Here is a 17,610-nt window from a genome sequence, read left to right on the forward strand (position 1 = left end):
CGGCGAAGTTTGTTTCGTTGTTCCCGGTCAGTGGAGGCGCATTATAGGGAGTTCCTGACAGGCTGCAACCCCTAATTTGAAAAAACTTTTCAACCGCTCATTAATGCGGCAAAAATACCAAATACGGTGAAAAAGGAAACAAAAGGGGGCGATTTCTCGCCCCCTCAAAGGATTAGCTATTACTGTTTGGCAACGATATGCCCATTTTCTACATCCAGAGTCACAGGTACTCCCGGTATTAATTTGCCGGAAAGTATCTGTTGTGACAGTGGGTTCTCGATCTCCTGCTGGATAGCACGTTTCAATGGACGTGCACCATAGACAGGGTCAAAACCAGCTTCGCCCAAGAACTCCAACGCAGGCTGAGTAATTGTGACTTGGTAGCCACGCTCTTCCAGACGTTTGTACAACCGCTCCAGTTGGATGCTGGCAATTGAAGCCAAGTGCGCCCGACCCAATGGATGGAAGACCACAACCTCATCTATACGGTTAATGAATTCAGGGCGGAAGTGATGGCTAACAACTTCCATCACCATATTTTTCATTTCGGCATAACTTCTTTCACCGAAACGCTCCTGAATCAGATCTGAACCCAGGTTAGAGGTCATAATGACGACAGTGTTACGGAAATCGACCGTTCTACCCTGCCCGTCAGTCAAGCGCCCATCATCCAACACCTGCAAGAGTATGTTGAAGACATCCGGATGCGCTTTTTCCACCTCATCCAGCAGAATCACAGAATAAGGGCGACGGCGTACAGCTTCCGTCAGGTAGCCACCTTCTTCATAGCCAACGTAGCCCGGAGGCGCACCCACCAACCGAGATACGGAGTGTTTTTCCATAAACTCGGACATATCAATACGCACCATGGCATCGTCGCTGTCGAACAAGAAGGTTGCCAGCGCTTTACACAGTTCGGTTTTACCCACCCCGGTTGGCCCTAAGAATAAGAAGGAGCCAATTGGGCGGTTTGGATCTGACAACCCAGCGCGACTACGGCGGATAGCATTGGATACTGCTTCAACCGCTTCATCCTGCCCTATTACCCGCTTATGGAGATCTTGTTCCATGCGCAGCAGCTTATCTCGCTCACTTTCCAACATGCGAGCTACCGGGATACCAGTCCAGCGAGCCAGCACATCCGCAATCTCTACCTCAGTGACGCGGTTACGCAGCAGCTTCATGGTTTTCCCTTCCAGCGCAGTTGCCGCTGCCAGCTGTTTTTCCAGCTCAGGAATTTTACCGTACTGGAGTTCTGACATTCGCGCTAAGTCACCCACACGACGCGCCTGCTCTAAGGTGATCTTGGCTTGTTCCAGCTCAGTTTTAATATTCTGAGTCCCGGTGAGCGAGGCTTTTTCAGCTTTCCACTCCTCTTCCAGCTCAGAGTATTCACGCTCTTTCTGCTCTAATTCGGTATTGAGCATCTCCAGCCGTTTTTTACTGGCATCATCAGACTCTTTCTTCAGCGCCTGTTGCTCCAACTTCAACTGGATAATCCGGCGTTCCAATCTGTCCAAAGATTCTGGTTTTGAATCCATCTGCATACGAATGCTGGAACCCGCTTCATCGATAAGGTCGATGGCCTTATCCGGTAATTGACGATCCGCAATATAGCGGTGCGACAGTGTTGCCGCTGCAACAATGGCCGGATCAGTTATCTGCACATGGTGATGCAGCTCGTAGCGCTCTTTCAACCCACGCAAAATGGCAATGGTGTCTTCTACGCTCGGCTCTGCAACGTAAACTTTCTGGAAGCGCCGCTCCAGCGCCGCATCCTTCTCTATATACTGACGATACTCATCAAGTGTTGTTGCACCCACGCAATGCAATTCACCACGCGCTAATGCAGGTTTCAGCATATTACCGGCATCCATTGCCCCGTCGCCTTTACCGGCACCGACCATGGTATGCAATTCATCAATGAACAAGATCACACTGCCTTCTTGTTTTGATAAATCGTTCAATACGCCTTTCAAGCGCTCTTCAAACTCACCACGATATTTAGCACCCGCAATCAGTGCGCCCATATCTAATGAGAGCACACGTTTATGTTTCAAGCCTTCAGGCACTTCGCCATTCACGATACGTTGCGCCAAACCTTCCACAATGGCCGTTTTACCGACACCAGGCTCACCAATTAGCACCGGATTATTTTTGGTACGGCGCTGTAACACCTGAATAGTACGGCGAATCTCTTCATCACGGCCAATGACCGGGTCGAGCTTGCCTTGCTCCGCGCGCTCAGTCAGGTCGATAGTGAATTTTTTCAATGCCTGGCGCTGGTCTTCAGCCCCTTGGTCATCGACTTTGTCACCACCACGCATATTTTCAATTGCCTTATCTATATTGTCAGTTGTTGCACCCGCGGCCTTTAACATGTCAGTTAAGGTGCCGCGATCCTCAAGCGCTGCCAGAACGAACAGCTCTGAAGAGATAAATTTATCTGAGCGCTTTTGCGCTAATTTGTCACAAAGATTGAGTACCCGGACCAGCTCATTTGATGGTTGAACATCACCGCCGGTGCCCTCAACTTGTGGAAGACGACCTAACGCTTGCTCAATCTCGCTACGCAAAGTGGCGACATTAATACCCGCCGAGGTCAACAATGGGCGAACCGTTCCCCCATCCTGATTGAGCAGTGCGCTCATCAAATGTATTGGTTCAATGAATTGATTGTCGCGCCCAAGTGCTAAAGACTGGGCATCGGCGAGGGCAAGCTGGAATTTACTGGTAAGACGATCCAGACGCATAACACCTCCAATATTGGTCAAAATTGCTACTGGAGATTAGATGAGGTCATCCCTCAAATTTTCAAGGTTATTTTGACACTATATTTAAAGTAATACGTTATGCGTCAGCGGATCGTCCTAATTCAATAGGTTATATCAGCCAGACTAAACTTGCCATACGTCCGGTGATCCCATCGCGCCGATAAGAGAAAAATTGCTGTTTTTCACTCACAGTACAGCGATCGCCGCCATAAATAGCATGAATACCCGCAGCCTGTAGCCGCAAGCGAGCCAATAAATAGATATCCGCAAGATATTTGGAGCCGGAGGGGGTAAAGGCAGTCGTGGATTGAACATCAAGGGCGCTAAACGCCTGTTTGACATCTTCTCCCACTTCAAACTGTTGTGGGCCAATCGCCGGGCCTAACCAGGCCATAATAGAGGAGGGGGCCGCCTTGAACTGCGCCAGAGTCTGTTCAAGGACGCCAGCACATAGGCCACGCCAACCCGCATGGGCGGCGGCAACTTCATCACCTGCTAATGAGCAAAACAGCACGGGTAGGCAATCGGCAGTCATCACTGCACAAACTTGCCCGGCGACACGGCTATAGACCGCATCGGCCCGCACATCAGAGATTGCCTTGCCCTCCAGATGCAAGACACGAGTACCGTGTACCTGATCTAGCCAGATAGGTATTTGCGGTAAGCCCGCCTGTTCCACCAAACGTTGGCGATTGGCGACTACACTGGCAGTGATATCGCCCACATGAGTGCCAAGGTTTAATGAATCATAAGGCGAGACGCTGATACCGCCATGACGAGTCGTGCTGCATGCCTTGACACCAGCAGGTATCGGCCAGTCGGGGAGTATCAGCTTGCTCATTACCAATCCATCTGGTCTTTGAATTCCAGAGTATCGGCCTTCAGCGCATTAATGAGCTCAACCATATCTTCTGGTAATGCTGCATGCCATTCCATTTGAATGCCACTGATGGGGTGATACAAACGCAGCATGGTTGCATGCAGTGCCTGGCGATCAAAACCGCGTAAAATCGTGATAAAGGAGTCAGAAGCCCCTCTTGGCGGACGCGGGCGGCCACCATAAAGCTGATCACCCACCAGCGGATGGTTAATATGCGACATATGCACACGGATCTGATGCGTACGACCCGTCTCTAAACGCAGGCGCAGACGAGTATGGGCACGGAAATGCTCCATAATGCGGTAGTGAGTGGTTGCCGGTTTGCCCATTGGGTGCACGGCCATATGGGTACGTTTAGTGGAGTGACGAGAAATCGGTTCGTCTACACGGCCACCCGCAGTCATATTGCCGATAGCGACGGCTTCATATTCACGTGTGATTTCACGCGCTTGCAGTGCTTCGACCAAACGAGTTTGTGCCGGAACCGTTTTCGCGACCACCATCAAGCCAGTGGTATCTTTATCCAGACGATGTACGATACCTGCTCGAGGCACATCAACGATTTCTGGATAATAATAGAGCAACGCATTCAGGACAGTACCATCTGGATTACCTGCGCCGGGATGTACCACCAAACCGCGGGGTTTATTAATAACCAAAATATCGCTATCTTCGTAGACGATATCCAGTGGGATTTCTTGAGGCGCCCAGCGAGCATCTTCCTCAATTTGCGCGTCAATTGTGACGAGCTCACCACCCAACACTTTTTCTTTAGGCTTGTTAATTGTTTTACCGTCGACTGTGACCCTGTCTTCCAAAATCCACTCTTTTATGCGAGATCTTGAATAATCAGGGAACAATTCGGCCAAAGCCTGATCTAACCGTTGACCGAGTTGTGATTCGGCCACCGTTGCGCTGAGTTGTACTTGTTGTGCCATATGCAGCTTCTTGTTCGTTAACGTTGGGTTTTGACGGCGATGCCGTTTAATATAATGTGCTATTGTATCTAGATCTTTGTCGGGAGCTTAACGGACAGTCTCCCGGAATAACACTTCGAGGATAATCAAAACGTCATGACGCGTATGAAATATCTGGTGGCTGCCGCCACGTTGAGCCTGGTGCTGACCGGTTGCTCCAGTAACAAGGACGTGGTTCCCGATAACCCGCCTTCTGAGCTCTATGCTACCGCTCAGCAAAAACTGCAGGACGGTAACTTTAAGGGAGCAATTACGCAACTAGAAGCGTTAGATAACCGCTATCCTTTCGGGCCTTACTCCCAACAGGTTCAGCTTGATTTGATTTATGCCTATTATAAATCAGCTGATCTGCCGTTGGCACAAGCCTCAATTGATCGCTTTATGCGCCTTAATCCCACACATCCTAACATCGATTACGTATTATATATGCGTGGTTTGACTGACATGGCTCTGGATGACAGCGCATTGCAAGGCTTCTTCGGGATTGATCGTTCAGATCGCGATCCGCAACATGCTAAGGCCGCATTCCGCGATTTTAGCCAGTTGATTCAAAGCTATCCGAACAGCCAATATGCAACGGATGCGCAAAAGCGCCTGATGTTCCTGAAAGATCGTCTGGCCAAGCATGAACTGGCCGTGGCGCAATATTACACTAAACGAGGCGCCTACGTCGCGGTAGTTAACCGTGTTGAACAGATGTTGAGAGATTATCCTGATACTAAAGCAACCCGCGATGCGTTGCCATTGATGGAAAATGCTTACAAACAGCTGCAACTGAATGCTCAAGCAGACAAAGTTGCCAAGATAATTGCGGCGAATCCAGCCTGATATTATCTGAACCACTAAAATACCAAACGGCAGCCTAGGCTGCCGTTTTCAATTCTGCCTTTTATGAGCACAAACTCAGGAGTTTGGTGGCTTCAGACTATTGCACTGACATTGTATTTAAGATAGAAAAATAACGCTGTTTTTAACTATGCGTAGACAATATAACTTATCGATAATGCGGCATTACAATCAATGATTCAAGCCCTCATCCCCTATTCCTGAGGTTAAATCACAGTTCCCATGACCTTTGCAAAAAGTGACAAAAAAAAGTGATCTTGATCATCCATTTTACGAAAAACCGAGGTATGCTGAAGTTATCCAAGACGGAGCAGACAGAGAGGTAAGTCATATGACAGTCAACATTACCAGTAAGCAAATGGATATCACCCCAGCAATTCGCAAGCATGTTGAAGACCGTCTCACCAAACTGGATAAATGGCAGGCCCAGTTGATAAACCCACATATTGTACTGTCCAAAGATCCGCAGGGATTTGTTGCCGATGCAACTATCAGTACGCCGATGGGCCCCTTGGTTGCCAGTGCCAAACATGACGATATGTATGCTGCAATTAACGAACTAATCACCAAACTAGAGCGTCAATTAAATAAAGTTCAACACAAAGGTGAAGCTCGTCGCGCAGCAAGCAGTGTTAAAGAGACCAATCTGGAGCCAGTAGATGTAGAGGAAGAAGAGTCCGAGCAGCAGCAATAGCCGGGTAAATCCATCTCATTTCGGATCTAACGCGCTTTCGGGCGCGTTTTTTATTGACAGCAATTCAGGCGCGTGGTTAGTTTAGGGGTGAGTGACTTTTACCCGTAACTTTATCCGTACAAAAAAAAAAGGCCACAGTAACGATGATCAATAAAGTGTTTTTCTTCGCATTCTTTTTTACCTTCCCCTGATTGGGAGGCGTTTCGTCGTGTGATAAAGAATGCGAAGACGAACAATAAAGCCTCCCCAGCGGGAGGTTTTTTTTATGCATAAATACCCGTCATACTTCAAGTTGCATGTGCGTTGACCATCCTCCTGCAACTCGAATTATTTAGGGTGTAATCATTCAGAATGATAATTAAGGCAGATCCCTATGAGCGATAATCCGTTACTGGTGCTACGTGAGCGCATCAGCGCACTAGACTTAAAACTACTGGCATTACTGGCAGAGCGGCGTGAATTAGCGGTGGATGTTGCTAAGGCAAAGCAACTTCATCATCGTCCGATTCGCGATAAAGAACGTGAACGTGACTTGCTGGAAGCGCTAGTTGCAGCGGCTAAACCGTATGACCTTGATGGATTCTATGTCACACGTCTGTTCCAACTGATTATCGAAGACTCTGTACTGACGCAGCAGGCGCTGTTACAGCATCAGCTTAATCAAACCACGCTACACTCTGCCCGCATCGCCTTCCTCGGCCCAAAAGGTTCCTATTCACACCTTGCCGCTCGCCAATATGCCGCCCGTCATTTTGAGCAGTTGATTGAGTGTGGTTGCCAGAAATTCCAGGATATCTTTACTCAGGTAGAAACTGGGCAAGCTGATTACGCCGTGTTACCAATAGAGAATACCAGTTCCGGTTCGATTAATGATGTGTATGATTTGCTGCAACACACCAGTTTGTCTATTGTCGGCGAAATCACCAATCCGATTGACCATTGCGTCTTGGTAGCAACCGAGACTGACCTGAATCGAATTGAAACGGTGTACAGCCACCCACAGCCTTTCCAGCAATGTAGCCAATTCATTAATCGCTTCCCCCACTGGAAAATCGAGTATTGCGAAAGTACCGCTGCGGCAATGGAAAAAGTCGCGCAAATGAACTCACCGACAGCTGCTGCATTAGGCAGTGAGGCCGGTGGTGCACTGTATAATTTACAGGTGCTGGAACATAATCTGGCCAATCAGCAGCAAAACATTACCCGCTTCATCGTCCTTGCCCGCAAAGCCATTGAGGTCTCTGAACAGATCCCCGCCAAAACCACCTTAATTATGGCTACAGGCCAGCAGTCTGGGGCATTGGTTGAAGCACTCTTAGTGCTGAGAGATCAAGGTATCATCATGACGAAGCTCGAATCCCGACCCATTAATGGTAATCCGTGGGAGGAGATGTTTTATATTGATGTGCAGGCGAATTTACGTGCTGAAGCGATGCAAAAGGCATTGGCAAATCTGACGCCCATTACCCGCTCATTAAAAGTATTAGGCTGCTACCCTAGCGAAAATGTGGTGCCAGTTAACCCAAGCTAAAATGCAAAAAAGTCATCCCAATGCTTGGGATGACTTTTTAATCACGCCAGACGAATGGCTGACTCAGATTACTGGCGGTTATCGTTGGCCTGACGCAGTAGTGAACGGCTCTCGACCAAGAAGCGCTCCGCATAATCACCAAACCAATGCTCAACTTTCTGGAAGCTTTGGACAAAGGCTTTTTTATCACTCTGCTCCAGCAGTGTAATCGCCTCGCCGAAACGTTTGTAGTAACGCTTAATCAGCGCCAAATTATCTTCTGATGACATAATAATATCGGCGTAAAGCTGCGGGTCCTGCGCGAACAGCCGCCCTACCATCGCCAGCTCCAGGCGGTAAATCGGCGAAGAGAGCGCCAGCAATTGCTCCAATTGCACATTTTCCTCAGCCAGATGCAAGCCATATGCGAAGGTCGCAAAGTGACGCAATGCCTGAATAAATGCCATGTTCTGGTCATGCTCGACGGCACTTGTCCGGTGTAATCTCGCGCCCCAAACTTGCAACTGCTCCAGCAACCACTGGTAGGCTTGTGGATCACGGCCATCGCAGTAGACTACAACTTGCTTCGCCAGACTACCGACATCAGGGCCAAACATGGGATGCAGGCCAACAACCGGCCCATCATGAACGGCCAACATCGCTTGCAGTGGCCTACTCTTCACTGACGCCAGATCCAACAAAATGCAATCTGACGGCAATTTAGGCAACCGACCAATAACCTCTTCCGTGATATGGATTGGCACACTGACAATTACCATCCCAGCATCCGCCAGAATAGATTCAGCCTGCGGCCACTCATCTTGTTCCAGCGTTTTCACCTGATAACCCGACAGATTCAGCATCCGCGTAAATAAGCGCCCCATCTGCCCCTGCCCGCCAATGATGACCACAGGGCGCAAGTTCGGACACAAGGTTTTGAAACCTTTGTCATTTTCGCTGGTATAAGACTCTCGCATTATCCGACGCAGTACGTCTTCAATCAAATCCGGCGGTACACCTAAAGCCTCGGCTTCTTGTCGACGTGAGGCCAGCATCAAAGCTTCACGATCTGGAACATAAATAGGCAAGCCATAACGACTTTTAACTTCACCTACTTCGGCCACCAAATGCAGGCGTTTAGCCAGCAAATCCAACAGTGCTTTATCGACTTCATCAATTTGATCGCGCAACGCGGTCAGTTCAGCCACCATACTTACTTTTCCTCTACAGTCCGGGCCGCCAGCGCTGAACGTAACTCCTCATGCATGCTACGTAACAGGGTCTCAGTGCTTTCCCAGTTAATGCAGGCATCGGTCACTGAAACACCGTAGCGCATATCGGCACGCGGTTGCTCAGATGATTGATTACCTTCGTGGATGTTACTTTCCAGCATTACACCCGTGATAGAGCGATTGCCAGCCTTGATCTGTTCAACCACAGATTCAGCGACGGCAACCTGGCGGCGGTAGTCTTTATTCGAATTACCATGGCTGCAATCTATCATTAAGGATGGAATGAGTCCCGCATCCTGCATCTGTTTTTCACACTGAGCGACATCTTGGGCGCTGTAGTTAGGGGTTTTACCGCCACGTAAAATCACATGGCCGTGCGGATTACCCTGAGTTTGCAGTAAGCAAACCTGACCCGATTGGTTAATCCCCATAAAGCGATGTGGCATGGCCGCAGCACGCATTGCATTGATTGCCGTACCTAAGCTGCCATCGGTTCCATTTTTGAACCCGACCGGCATGGACAAACCTGAAGCCATTTCACGGTGAGTTTGTGATTCTGTGGTGCGAGCACCAATAGCTGACCAGCTGAATAGGTCACCCAAGTATTGTGGGCTGTTAGGATCCAATGCTTCAGTTGCCAGTGGCAGCCCCATGCCGACTAAATCGAGTAGTAATCGACGAGCAATATGTAACCCAGTTTCCACATCGAATGACCCATCCATTGCCGGATCATTGATAAGCCCCTTCCAGCCGACTGTGGTTCTCGGTTTTTCAAAATAGACGCGCATAACGATATACAGGCTATCACTTAGTTCGGCAGAGAGTTTTTTCAAATTACGCGCATAATCCAGAGCAGCATCCACATCGTGGATCGAACATGGGCCACACACGACTAATAAGCGAGGGTCTCGCCCCTGAACAATATCAGCAATGGTTTTGCGTGCGCTGGCAATCGCATACTGATCATTGTCGCTCAAAGGAAACTGATTTTTCAGTTCTTCCGGGGTTATCAGTATTTGTTCAGCACTGATATGGACATTATTGAGCGCATCTTTTTGCATGATCATATTCTTTACCTGTCTCTATTTAGCGGATGTCGTTTAAGCGTGTTTATCGTTTGAGGGCTTCACAATACCATGCCGTGTAAAGTTTTCAATCCATATGTGTAAATAAATAATTACCACTAACTTTACAGGCACATTTCAGTTGGAGTTTTGCGGTGAGTCGCAGTTTCTACAGATGGTCCTAACCTCCCTTTGAGGTCATGATAAGATGCGGGAAATTTGTGGAGGCTGTATGTTAAGAGTCATCATCGTCGACGATGAACAACCCGCGCGCGAAGATTTACGCGAAAGATTGAGTGAAGAACAAGATATTGAGATCGTCGCCGAATGCAGTAACGCATTGGAAGCCATCCCCGCTATCCAGCGCCTGCAACCTGATGTGCTGTTTCTCGACATCCAGATGCCTAGAATTAATGGGCTGGAACTGGCCTCAATGCTAAACCCAGAAAGTATGCCACATATCGTTTTCGTCACGGCTTACGATGAATACGCCATCCGTGCTTTTGAAGAGCACGCCTTTGACTATCTGCTAAAACCGCTCGACCATCAACGGCTAGCAAAAACGCTGATTCGCTTAAGACGCGGCACCAGTGTAAATAATAATTTACATAAAATCACCGAGTCCATGCTGCGGCATATCCCCTGCTCCGGCCACAACCGCATTTTTTTACTGAAAATCGAAGAAGTAGAATATCTCAGTTCCGAGCTTAGCGGGGTGCATGTCGTCGGGACAATACAGTCTGGCTATACCCAGTTATCACTCAAAACATTGGAAGAAAAAACTCCGTTTATCCGCTGCCATCGACAATATATGGTGAATACCGAACAGTTAGGGGAAATTCAGCTTATGGATAATGGTTCAGCTGAAGTTATTACCCGCAGCGGTAAGCATATCCCTGTGAGTCGCCGTTACTTGAAATCTCTAAAAGAGAAATTGGGAATTAGCTGAATCAGCTTCTCCCCCAAATAGCTAAAACAGAAATAGCCAAATCAATAGACGTTTTCTGGGGATTAATTCATCAATTGAAAAACAATATCAATACAATTTTTTTACAATCAATCCCTATATTCTATTTCCCACTTCCAATACCACTTTAATTAATTAGAAAAGTCTGAGCTGATATAAAAATAGAGACAGATCTCAGATTTATTTAATTACATAACTAAACAATGCTCCCTTGATATTAGCCAAGTTTTAATCAATGCGATCTGTGCTTTGATAGAGAAAATCAAGTAAGAGCCATGCTCATTGCTTAAAACCAGCGAATACATAACCGAATTTTATTCATGTTGGAAGCAAGGTAATATTATGATAACACTACAATTTATAATTATAATTCTATGCCTATTAGCCGGTACACGCTACGGAGGGATGGGGCTGGGGTTAATAAGTGGTATTGGCTTATTTATTTTGACCTTTATCTTTGGCCTCGAACCCGGTAAACCACCCGTTGATGTTATGCTGACAATATTAGCCGTAATTGGCTGTGCGTCTGTATTACAAACTGCCGGTGGATTAAATGTCATGATGCAATTTGCTGAGCGATTATTACGTCGACACCCTCAGCATATTACGCTACTGGCTCCATTCACAACCTGGTCATTAACCTTTTTATGTGGTACTGGGCATGTTGTTTATACCATGTTCCCTATTATTTCAGATATCGCGATTAAAAAAGGAATTCGCCCCGAACGACCAATGGCAGTGGCATCTGTCGCGTCACAAATGGCGATTACTGCATCTCCAGTTTCAGTAGCTGTAGTTTCCTTGGTATCAATTATTGGTGCCAATCACGGTATTGGTCATGCGTATAGCATATTGGAAATTCTGGCTGTTTCAGTCCCAGCCTCTTTAGTTGGGGTGCTGATGGCAGCATTATGGAGCCTGCGCCGCGGTAAAGATCTGGATAAAGATCCTGATTTCCAAGAAAAAATCAAAGATCCAGAGCAACGCTCCTTTATCTATGGCTCAACAGATACATTATTAAATCAAGTTTTTCCGAAACAAGCTTACTGGTCTACCTGGATATTCTTCGCCGCTATTATCATCGTGGTATTACTCGGTGCCTTTGCTGACCTGCGCCCTGCTTTTGAGGTTAAAGGTAAGATGCAATCGCTGTCGATGAATCTGGTTATTCAGATGATGATGCTAATTGCCGGTGCAGTTATTCTTATTGGCTGTAAAGTTAAACCTAGTGATATCTCTAACGGCGCCGTATTCAAAGCCGGCATGGTCGCTATCTTCTCAGTATTCGGCGTTGCCTGGATGAGTGATACCTTCTTCCAAGCCCATATGGGCGATTTGAAATTGGTATTGGAAGATGTCGTGAAAAGTCAGCCATGGACATATGCCATTGTTCTATTCTTGGTCTCTAAATTAGTTAACAGTCAGGCAGCTGCATTGGCGGCCATCGCACCAATGGGCTTACAGCTCGGTGTTGATCCGAAAATGCTGATTGCATTCTTCCCGGCAGCTTATGGTTATTTTGTTCTGCCAACCTATCCAAGTGACCTGGCTTGTATCGGTTTTGACCGTTCCGGTACAACTAAGATTGGTAAATTCATTATTAACCATAGCTTTATCATTCCGGGGCTTATCGGTGTCATCTGCTCTTGTATCACCGGTTACCTGTTGGTGACGACTTTTATGTAATCGCAAGATGAAGCTGTCATGGATGACTTGCAGGGAGACCAGATTATATTTCTGGTCTCTCTATTTATGACGCGCCAACATTTTAATCTGCCGACAAAAGCCTCTTTTTTATTAGCTTTTAAGAATGAACTCTTCGCTAAAACCCTCTTATTATAATTAATTATTCAATCCGAAATATCTTCTGAATAAGTTAGATCACAACTGCTACAATGCGAGCCGCATCACAATCATCATTTTTTTCACCATGGACCTATTATGTTTTCTTTGCGTCATACCAGGGCGTTGCCGTTTCAAATCAGCACACTCGCTTTATCCCTAGTCAGCCTTTCAGTTCTTGCTGATGCCACTGTTTTTACTGCCTTAGACGATCCAGCCACAGCCAAAAAGAGCTTCGATGGTACAGTCGAGGCCGGTTATACCGCCCAGTCAGGTAATACGACCAACTCAACATTGACCGCTAACTCAACGTTAACTTGGTTCCAACCCAATACTGCTTACAGTTTGTGGGGTGCTGCACGCAATACCAGTGCTAATGATCAACGCTCCTCCGAACGTTATCAGTTAGGCGGGCGTACTCGTTATAATCTGACTGATCGTAACTATCTGTTTGGACAAGCTAGTTGGTTGAATGACCGTTACAACGGTTTTGATTCGCGCTCGGTATTAACCACGGGTTATGGTCGCCAGATTATGACCACGCCGTTGCATAACTTGCGGGTGGAGTTTGGTCCTGGTGTTCGCCATGATGAATTTTATGGCGGTGGCCGTGCGACAAAAGCATTGGCTTATGGCGGTGCAAACTATACTTATCAGTTAACGGATAATACCGTATTCAGTGAAGGGGTCTCTGCATTAGCGAACGAGGAAACTACGCTGAACTCAGAAACTGCGTTAAATGTCGCCATCAATAAAAGCTTCGCGCTGCGTTTAGCCTATGTTGTGACCTATAACACCAAACCACCTGCCAGTGCGCCAAAAAACACGGATACGACAACGTCAGTCACTCTGGTTTATGGCCTGTAACTATTCATAAGTCTCTTTAGCGTGGTGAGATGCCACGCTACTTCCCTTCGATCTCGTTCTTCTCCCCAACACTGGCCTTCTTAGCTGAAATCTCTATCGCCATTTTGTAGCCACAAAAAAAGGGGCTAGCCCATGGCTAACCCCTTCATAACTATTAACTTTTGGATGCAGCGCTAGCTGTATCTTAGTTAAGACGCTCTTTAATACGAGCAGACTTACCAGTACGCTCACGCAGATAGTACAGTTTCGCTTGACGAACGGCACCACGACGTTTCACAGTAATGCTGTCGATTACTGGGGAGTGAGTTTGGAATACACGCTCAACACCTTCGCCGTTGGAAATTTTACGAACGGTGAACGCAGAATGCAGACCGCGGTTACGAATAGCGATAACCACGCCCTCGAATGCCTGCAGACGCTTTTTAGCACCTTCAACAACCCATACCTTAACTTCCACGGAATCACCCGGACGGAATGCAGGTACGTCCTGTTTCATCTGCTCTTGTTCGATTTGCTTGATAATATTGCTCATAATAAGTCTCTTACCCTAGGTAAACTGATATATCAGGATCATTGACACGTAGTGCAATGTTCCTTCATAGTTCTGTTGCTCAGGGCTTATGTTCCCGTTGGAACTCAGCCAGCAACACCATTTGCTCGTCAGTCAGAGCTAGGCTTTCTAGAAGTTCAGGTCTTCTAAGCCAGGTACGGCCCAGCGACTGCTTTAAGCGCCAGCGACGAATCTCGGCATGGTTACCCGACAGTAATACTGGCGGAACCTCCATCCCTTCTAACACCTCAGGACGAGTGTAGTGTGGGCAATCCAGCAACCCATCAGCAAAAGAATCTTCCTCAGCTGAAGCCTGATGACCCAGCACTCCCGGGATAAAGCGGGATACTGAGTCGATCAACGTCATTGCCGGCAGCTCGCCACCGCTGAGAACGTAATCACCAATTGACCACTCTTCATCAATTTCGGTTTTAATTACGCGCTCATCAACTCCTTCGTACCGACCACAAACCAGAATCATTTTCGGGTTCATAGCCAGTTCGCAAACACCCTGTTGGTCCAGTTTGCGCCCTTGAGGTGACAGATAGATCACCTTTGCTCCCTCGCCTGCCGCTGCTTTTGCTGCATGAATGGCTTCCCTTAACGGTTGCACCATCATCAACATTCCCGGGCCACCGCCGTATGGGCGATCATCCACGGTACGATGCCGATCGTAGGTAAAGTCACGAGGACTCCAACACTGCACGCTCAGCAGGCCATTTTTTACTGCCCGGCCAGTTACCCCGTAATCGGTTATTGCGCGGAACATCTCTGGAAACAGGCTAATAACACCGATCCACATTGTTTTGTTCCACTCACTTTTGCCGTTTAATTCGGAGGTCAAAAACCAGGATCCCAATCTACTTCAACACGTTGAGCAGTGAGATCGACACTCTTGATAACCTGCCCATGAAGAAACGGGACCAACCGCTCCTTCATACCGAATGCATCTTTCAGGTTTGCTTTCACTACCATCACATCGTTAGAGCCGGTTTCCATCATATCGATGATTTTACCCAGTTCGTAACCCGTGGTTGTTACTACCTGACAGCCCATAAGGTCTTTCCAGTAGTAATCATCCTCTTCCAGTGTGGGTAGCTGCTTAGAATCTACGATAATTTCGCAATTAGTCAGTAAATTAGCGGCATCCCGATCATCAACACCTTTAACTTTGATGATCAGATCCTGACTGTGGCGCTTCCAGTCTTCCAACTCGACATGCTGCCACTTACCGGCCTGCTGGATAAACCACGGCTGGTAATCGAAAATGCTTTCGGCGTTCTCGGTGGATGAAAATACTCTGAGCCAACCGCGAATGCCGTAAGTCGAACCCATTTTACCGAGAACAATCGGCTGGTCGGGAACGACTGGATTGAGTTGCTTGCTCATAATAACCACCACCGCGACAGATTAAGCTGCTTTCTTAGCGTCTTTGATCAGCGCAGATACGCGATCAGAAACGGTAGCACCCAGGCCGATCCAATGTTCGATACGGTCCAGGTCTAAACGCAGAGCTTCAGCCTGACCAGATGCGATCGGGTTAAAGAAGCCTACACGTTCGATGAAACGACCGTCACGAGCATTACGGCTGTCGGTCACTACTACTTGATAAAACGGACGCTTTTTAGCGCCGCCACGAGCCAAACGAATTGTTACCATAACATCCTCTTTAGTTAATAAAACAACTGGACCCCATCGGGGAACGGGGTCCAGTTGCAATATAAAAAGCCCGAAAATTTTACTCATTTTGGCGCAAAAAGCAATCTAAAGCGTAGATTCCTGTGCGCTAGTTTTGGAATGAGTGCAATTTCCTTCGTTTACCGCCGTTTTCAGCGGGAAATCTTTACTCATCTCACACTGGCGACCCCCGCAGCGTGAAATGACGTTTAGCGGCCTGGGAAACCCGGTGGCATCATGCCTTTCATGCCACGCATCATCTTGGCCAACCCGCCATTTTTCATTTTCTTCATCATGCGCTGCATTTCATCGAACTGCTTAAGTAAGCGGTTAACGTCCTGCACTTGCACGCCAGAACCGGTAGCAATGCGGCGCTTACGTGAGCCTTTGATGATTTCTGGTTTAGCACGCTCTTTCAGCGTCATCGAGTTGATGATCGCCTCCATGCGCACGGTCACTTTGTCATCCATTTGCGACTTCACGTTTTCTGGCAACTGACCAGCACCCGGCATTTTGCTTAGCATGCTAGCCATGCCGCCCATGTTACGCATCTGCTTGAGCTGATCGAGGAAATCATTTAGATCGAAACCGTCGCCTTTTTTCAGCTTGGTTGCCAGCTTTTCCGCCTGCGCGCGGTCAACTTTGCTCTCAATGTCTTCAATCAGGGAGAGAACGTCGCCCATCCCCAGAATACGTGAGGCTACGCGATCTGGGTGGAACGGCTCAAGCGCTTCGGTTTTCTCACCGACACCGAGGAATTTAATCGGTTTACCGGTGATATGGCGGATAGACAACGCAGCACCGCCACGAGCATCACCATCAACTTTGGTCAGTACCACACCCGTGAGAGGTAGTGCTTCGTTAAAGGCTTTTGCCGTATTCGCGGCATCCTGACCGGTCATGGCATCGACGACAAACAGTGTTTCGACCGGATTGATCGCCCCATGAATCTGTTTGATCTCATCCATCATCGCTTCATCGACGTGTAGACGACCAGCGGTATCGACAATCAGAACATCATAAAACTTGAGCTTCGCCTGTTGCAGAGCGCGATTAACGATATCAATCGGTTTTTCTTGCACATCAGACGGGAAGAAATCAATGCTAACCTGTTGTGCCAGCGTTTCTAGCTGTTTGATCGCCGCAGGGCGATAAACGTCGGCAGAGACTACCAGCACTTTTTTCTTATGTTTTTCTTTAAGGAACTTACCCAGCTTGGCCACACTGGTGGTTTTACCCGCACCTTGCAGGCCAGCCATTAACACCACTGCTGGCGGTTGCGCGGCCAAGTTCAGTTCGTTATTGACCTCGCCCATCGCGGCAATAAGTTCATTTTTAACTATTTTGACGAACTCCTGCCCTGGCGTGAGGCTTTTATTCACCTCATGCCCGACAGCGCGCTCTTTAACCCGGTTGATAAAGTCACGAACAACCGGCAGAGCAACGTCAGCTTCCAATAACGCCATGCGAACTTCACGCAGCGTCTCTTTAATATTTTCTTCGGTCAGCCGGCCACGGCCGCTGATATTGCGCAGTGTGCGCGACAATCGATCAGTTAAGTTCTCAAACATTGTCTCATACTCAACGTGGAAACAGGCCGCTCTGGCGACACAATGGGGGGATTATAACACGAAGCGTAAACGATCTCTGCCTTCACGTCGGAGAACGGTTGGAGCGAGACGCGCTCAACGCTATACTGGCAATCTAATTCACTTAGCCGATGCTTATAT

General features: G+C 47.8%; 16 protein-coding genes and 1 other annotated feature. Of the genes, 6 read left to right on the top strand and 10 right to left on the bottom strand.

Features of this window, described 5'->3' with window-relative positions:
* Positions 1-179: 179 nt before the first annotated feature.
* The 3 genes from clpB to rluD all read right to left on the bottom strand — a co-directional run bounded on the left by clpB (position 180) and on the right by rluD (position 4,592).
* Positions 180-2,753 (bottom strand): ATP-dependent chaperone ClpB, encoded by a 2,574-nt coding sequence (gene clpB / locus FFE93_RS16640; RefSeq protein ID WP_005278374.1) that lies wholly within the window; start codon positions 2,751-2,753, stop codon positions 180-182.
* Between the two features lie 130 nt (positions 2,754-2,883).
* On the bottom strand, positions 2,884-3,615 hold the full coding sequence (yfiH, locus tag FFE93_RS16645) for a purine nucleoside phosphorylase YfiH (RefSeq protein ID WP_032898729.1): 732 nt from the start codon (positions 3,613-3,615) through the stop codon (positions 2,884-2,886).
* The gene (rluD, locus tag FFE93_RS16650; RefSeq protein ID WP_005278378.1) at positions 3,615-4,592 is read right to left on the bottom strand and encodes a 23S rRNA pseudouridine(1911/1915/1917) synthase RluD; all 978 of its coding nucleotides are present in this window, start codon (positions 4,590-4,592) and stop codon (positions 3,615-3,617) included. The genes yfiH and rluD overlap by 1 nt, the downstream gene beginning before the upstream one ends.
* Before the next feature lie 135 nt (positions 4,593-4,727).
* Here rluD and bamD point away from each other — a divergent pair, with 135 nt between their 5' ends.
* The 3 genes from bamD to pheA all read left to right on the top strand — a co-directional run bounded on the left by bamD (position 4,728) and on the right by pheA (position 7,702).
* On the top strand, positions 4,728-5,459 hold the full coding sequence (gene bamD, locus FFE93_RS16660; RefSeq protein WP_032815376.1) for an outer membrane protein assembly factor BamD: 732 nt from the start codon (positions 4,728-4,730) through the stop codon (positions 5,457-5,459).
* Between the two features lie 349 nt (positions 5,460-5,808).
* Positions 5,809-6,171: a ribosome-associated translation inhibitor RaiA gene (gene raiA, locus FFE93_RS16665; protein ID WP_005278381.1), complete on the top strand. Its 363-nt coding sequence runs from the start codon at positions 5,809-5,811 to the stop codon at positions 6,169-6,171.
* Positions 6,172-6,313: 142 nt separating this feature from the next.
* Positions 6,314-6,438 (top strand) — a sequence feature (Phe leader region).
* Between the two features lie 106 nt (positions 6,439-6,544).
* Entirely contained in the window at positions 6,545-7,702 is a 1,158-nt protein-coding gene (gene pheA, locus FFE93_RS16670) for a bifunctional chorismate mutase/prephenate dehydratase (protein ID WP_005278396.1), read from the top strand.
* A 68-nt stretch (positions 7,703-7,770) separates the two neighbouring features.
* On the opposite strand, the gene tyrA is transcribed toward pheA, so the two are convergent.
* Entirely contained in the window at positions 7,771-8,892 is a 1,122-nt protein-coding gene (tyrA, locus tag FFE93_RS16675; RefSeq protein ID WP_005278399.1) for a bifunctional chorismate mutase/prephenate dehydrogenase, read from the bottom strand.
* A 2-nt stretch (positions 8,893-8,894) separates the two neighbouring features.
* On the bottom strand, positions 8,895-9,974 hold the full coding sequence (locus tag FFE93_RS16680; RefSeq protein ID WP_032898737.1) for a 3-deoxy-7-phosphoheptulonate synthase: 1,080 nt from the start codon (positions 9,972-9,974) through the stop codon (positions 8,895-8,897).
* Positions 9,975-10,209: 235 nt separating this feature from the next.
* Here FFE93_RS16680 and btsR point away from each other — a divergent pair, with 235 nt between their 5' ends.
* The 3 genes from btsR (at position 10,210) to FFE93_RS16695 (ending at position 13,653) form a co-directional block, all read left to right on the top strand.
* Entirely contained in the window at positions 10,210-10,926 is a 717-nt protein-coding gene (gene btsR, locus FFE93_RS16685; RefSeq protein WP_005278415.1) for a two-component system response regulator BtsR, read from the top strand.
* A gap of 360 nt (positions 10,927-11,286) precedes the next feature.
* Positions 11,287-12,630, top strand: a complete 1,344-nt coding sequence (locus FFE93_RS16690; RefSeq protein WP_032898730.1) for an anaerobic C4-dicarboxylate transporter — start codon at positions 11,287-11,289, stop codon at positions 12,628-12,630.
* 255 nt (positions 12,631-12,885) lie between these two features.
* Entirely contained in the window at positions 12,886-13,653 is a 768-nt protein-coding gene (locus tag FFE93_RS16695) for a YdiY family protein (protein WP_005278419.1), read from the top strand.
* 184 nt (positions 13,654-13,837) lie between these two features.
* On the opposite strand, the gene rplS is transcribed toward FFE93_RS16695, so the two are convergent.
* The 5 genes from rplS to ffh all read right to left on the bottom strand — a co-directional run bounded on the left by rplS (position 13,838) and on the right by ffh (position 17,451).
* Positions 13,838-14,185 carry a 50S ribosomal protein L19 gene (gene rplS, locus FFE93_RS16700; protein ID WP_005278421.1) on the bottom strand — a complete coding sequence of 116 codons (348 nt, stop codon included), beginning with the start codon at positions 14,183-14,185 and terminating at the stop codon, positions 13,838-13,840.
* Between the two features lie 79 nt (positions 14,186-14,264).
* Entirely contained in the window at positions 14,265-15,005 is a 741-nt protein-coding gene (gene trmD, locus FFE93_RS16705; RefSeq protein WP_005278423.1) for a tRNA (guanosine(37)-N1)-methyltransferase TrmD, read from the bottom strand.
* Between the two features lie 38 nt (positions 15,006-15,043).
* Positions 15,044-15,592 carry a ribosome maturation factor RimM gene (rimM, locus tag FFE93_RS16710; protein ID WP_032898732.1) on the bottom strand — a complete coding sequence of 183 codons (549 nt, stop codon included), beginning with the start codon at positions 15,590-15,592 and terminating at the stop codon, positions 15,044-15,046.
* Between the two features lie 21 nt (positions 15,593-15,613).
* Positions 15,614-15,862: a 30S ribosomal protein S16 gene (gene rpsP / locus FFE93_RS16715; protein ID WP_004877236.1), complete on the bottom strand. Its 249-nt coding sequence runs from the start codon at positions 15,860-15,862 to the stop codon at positions 15,614-15,616.
* A 227-nt stretch (positions 15,863-16,089) separates the two neighbouring features.
* Positions 16,090-17,451 (bottom strand): signal recognition particle protein, encoded by a 1,362-nt coding sequence (ffh, locus tag FFE93_RS16720; protein WP_005278428.1) that lies wholly within the window; start codon positions 17,449-17,451, stop codon positions 16,090-16,092.
* Between the last annotated feature and the right edge of the window lie 159 nt (positions 17,452-17,610).

The sequence above is a fragment of the Yersinia sp. KBS0713 genome, from assembly GCF_005937895.2.
Classification (GTDB): Bacteria; Pseudomonadota; Gammaproteobacteria; order Enterobacterales; family Enterobacteriaceae; genus Yersinia; species Yersinia bercovieri.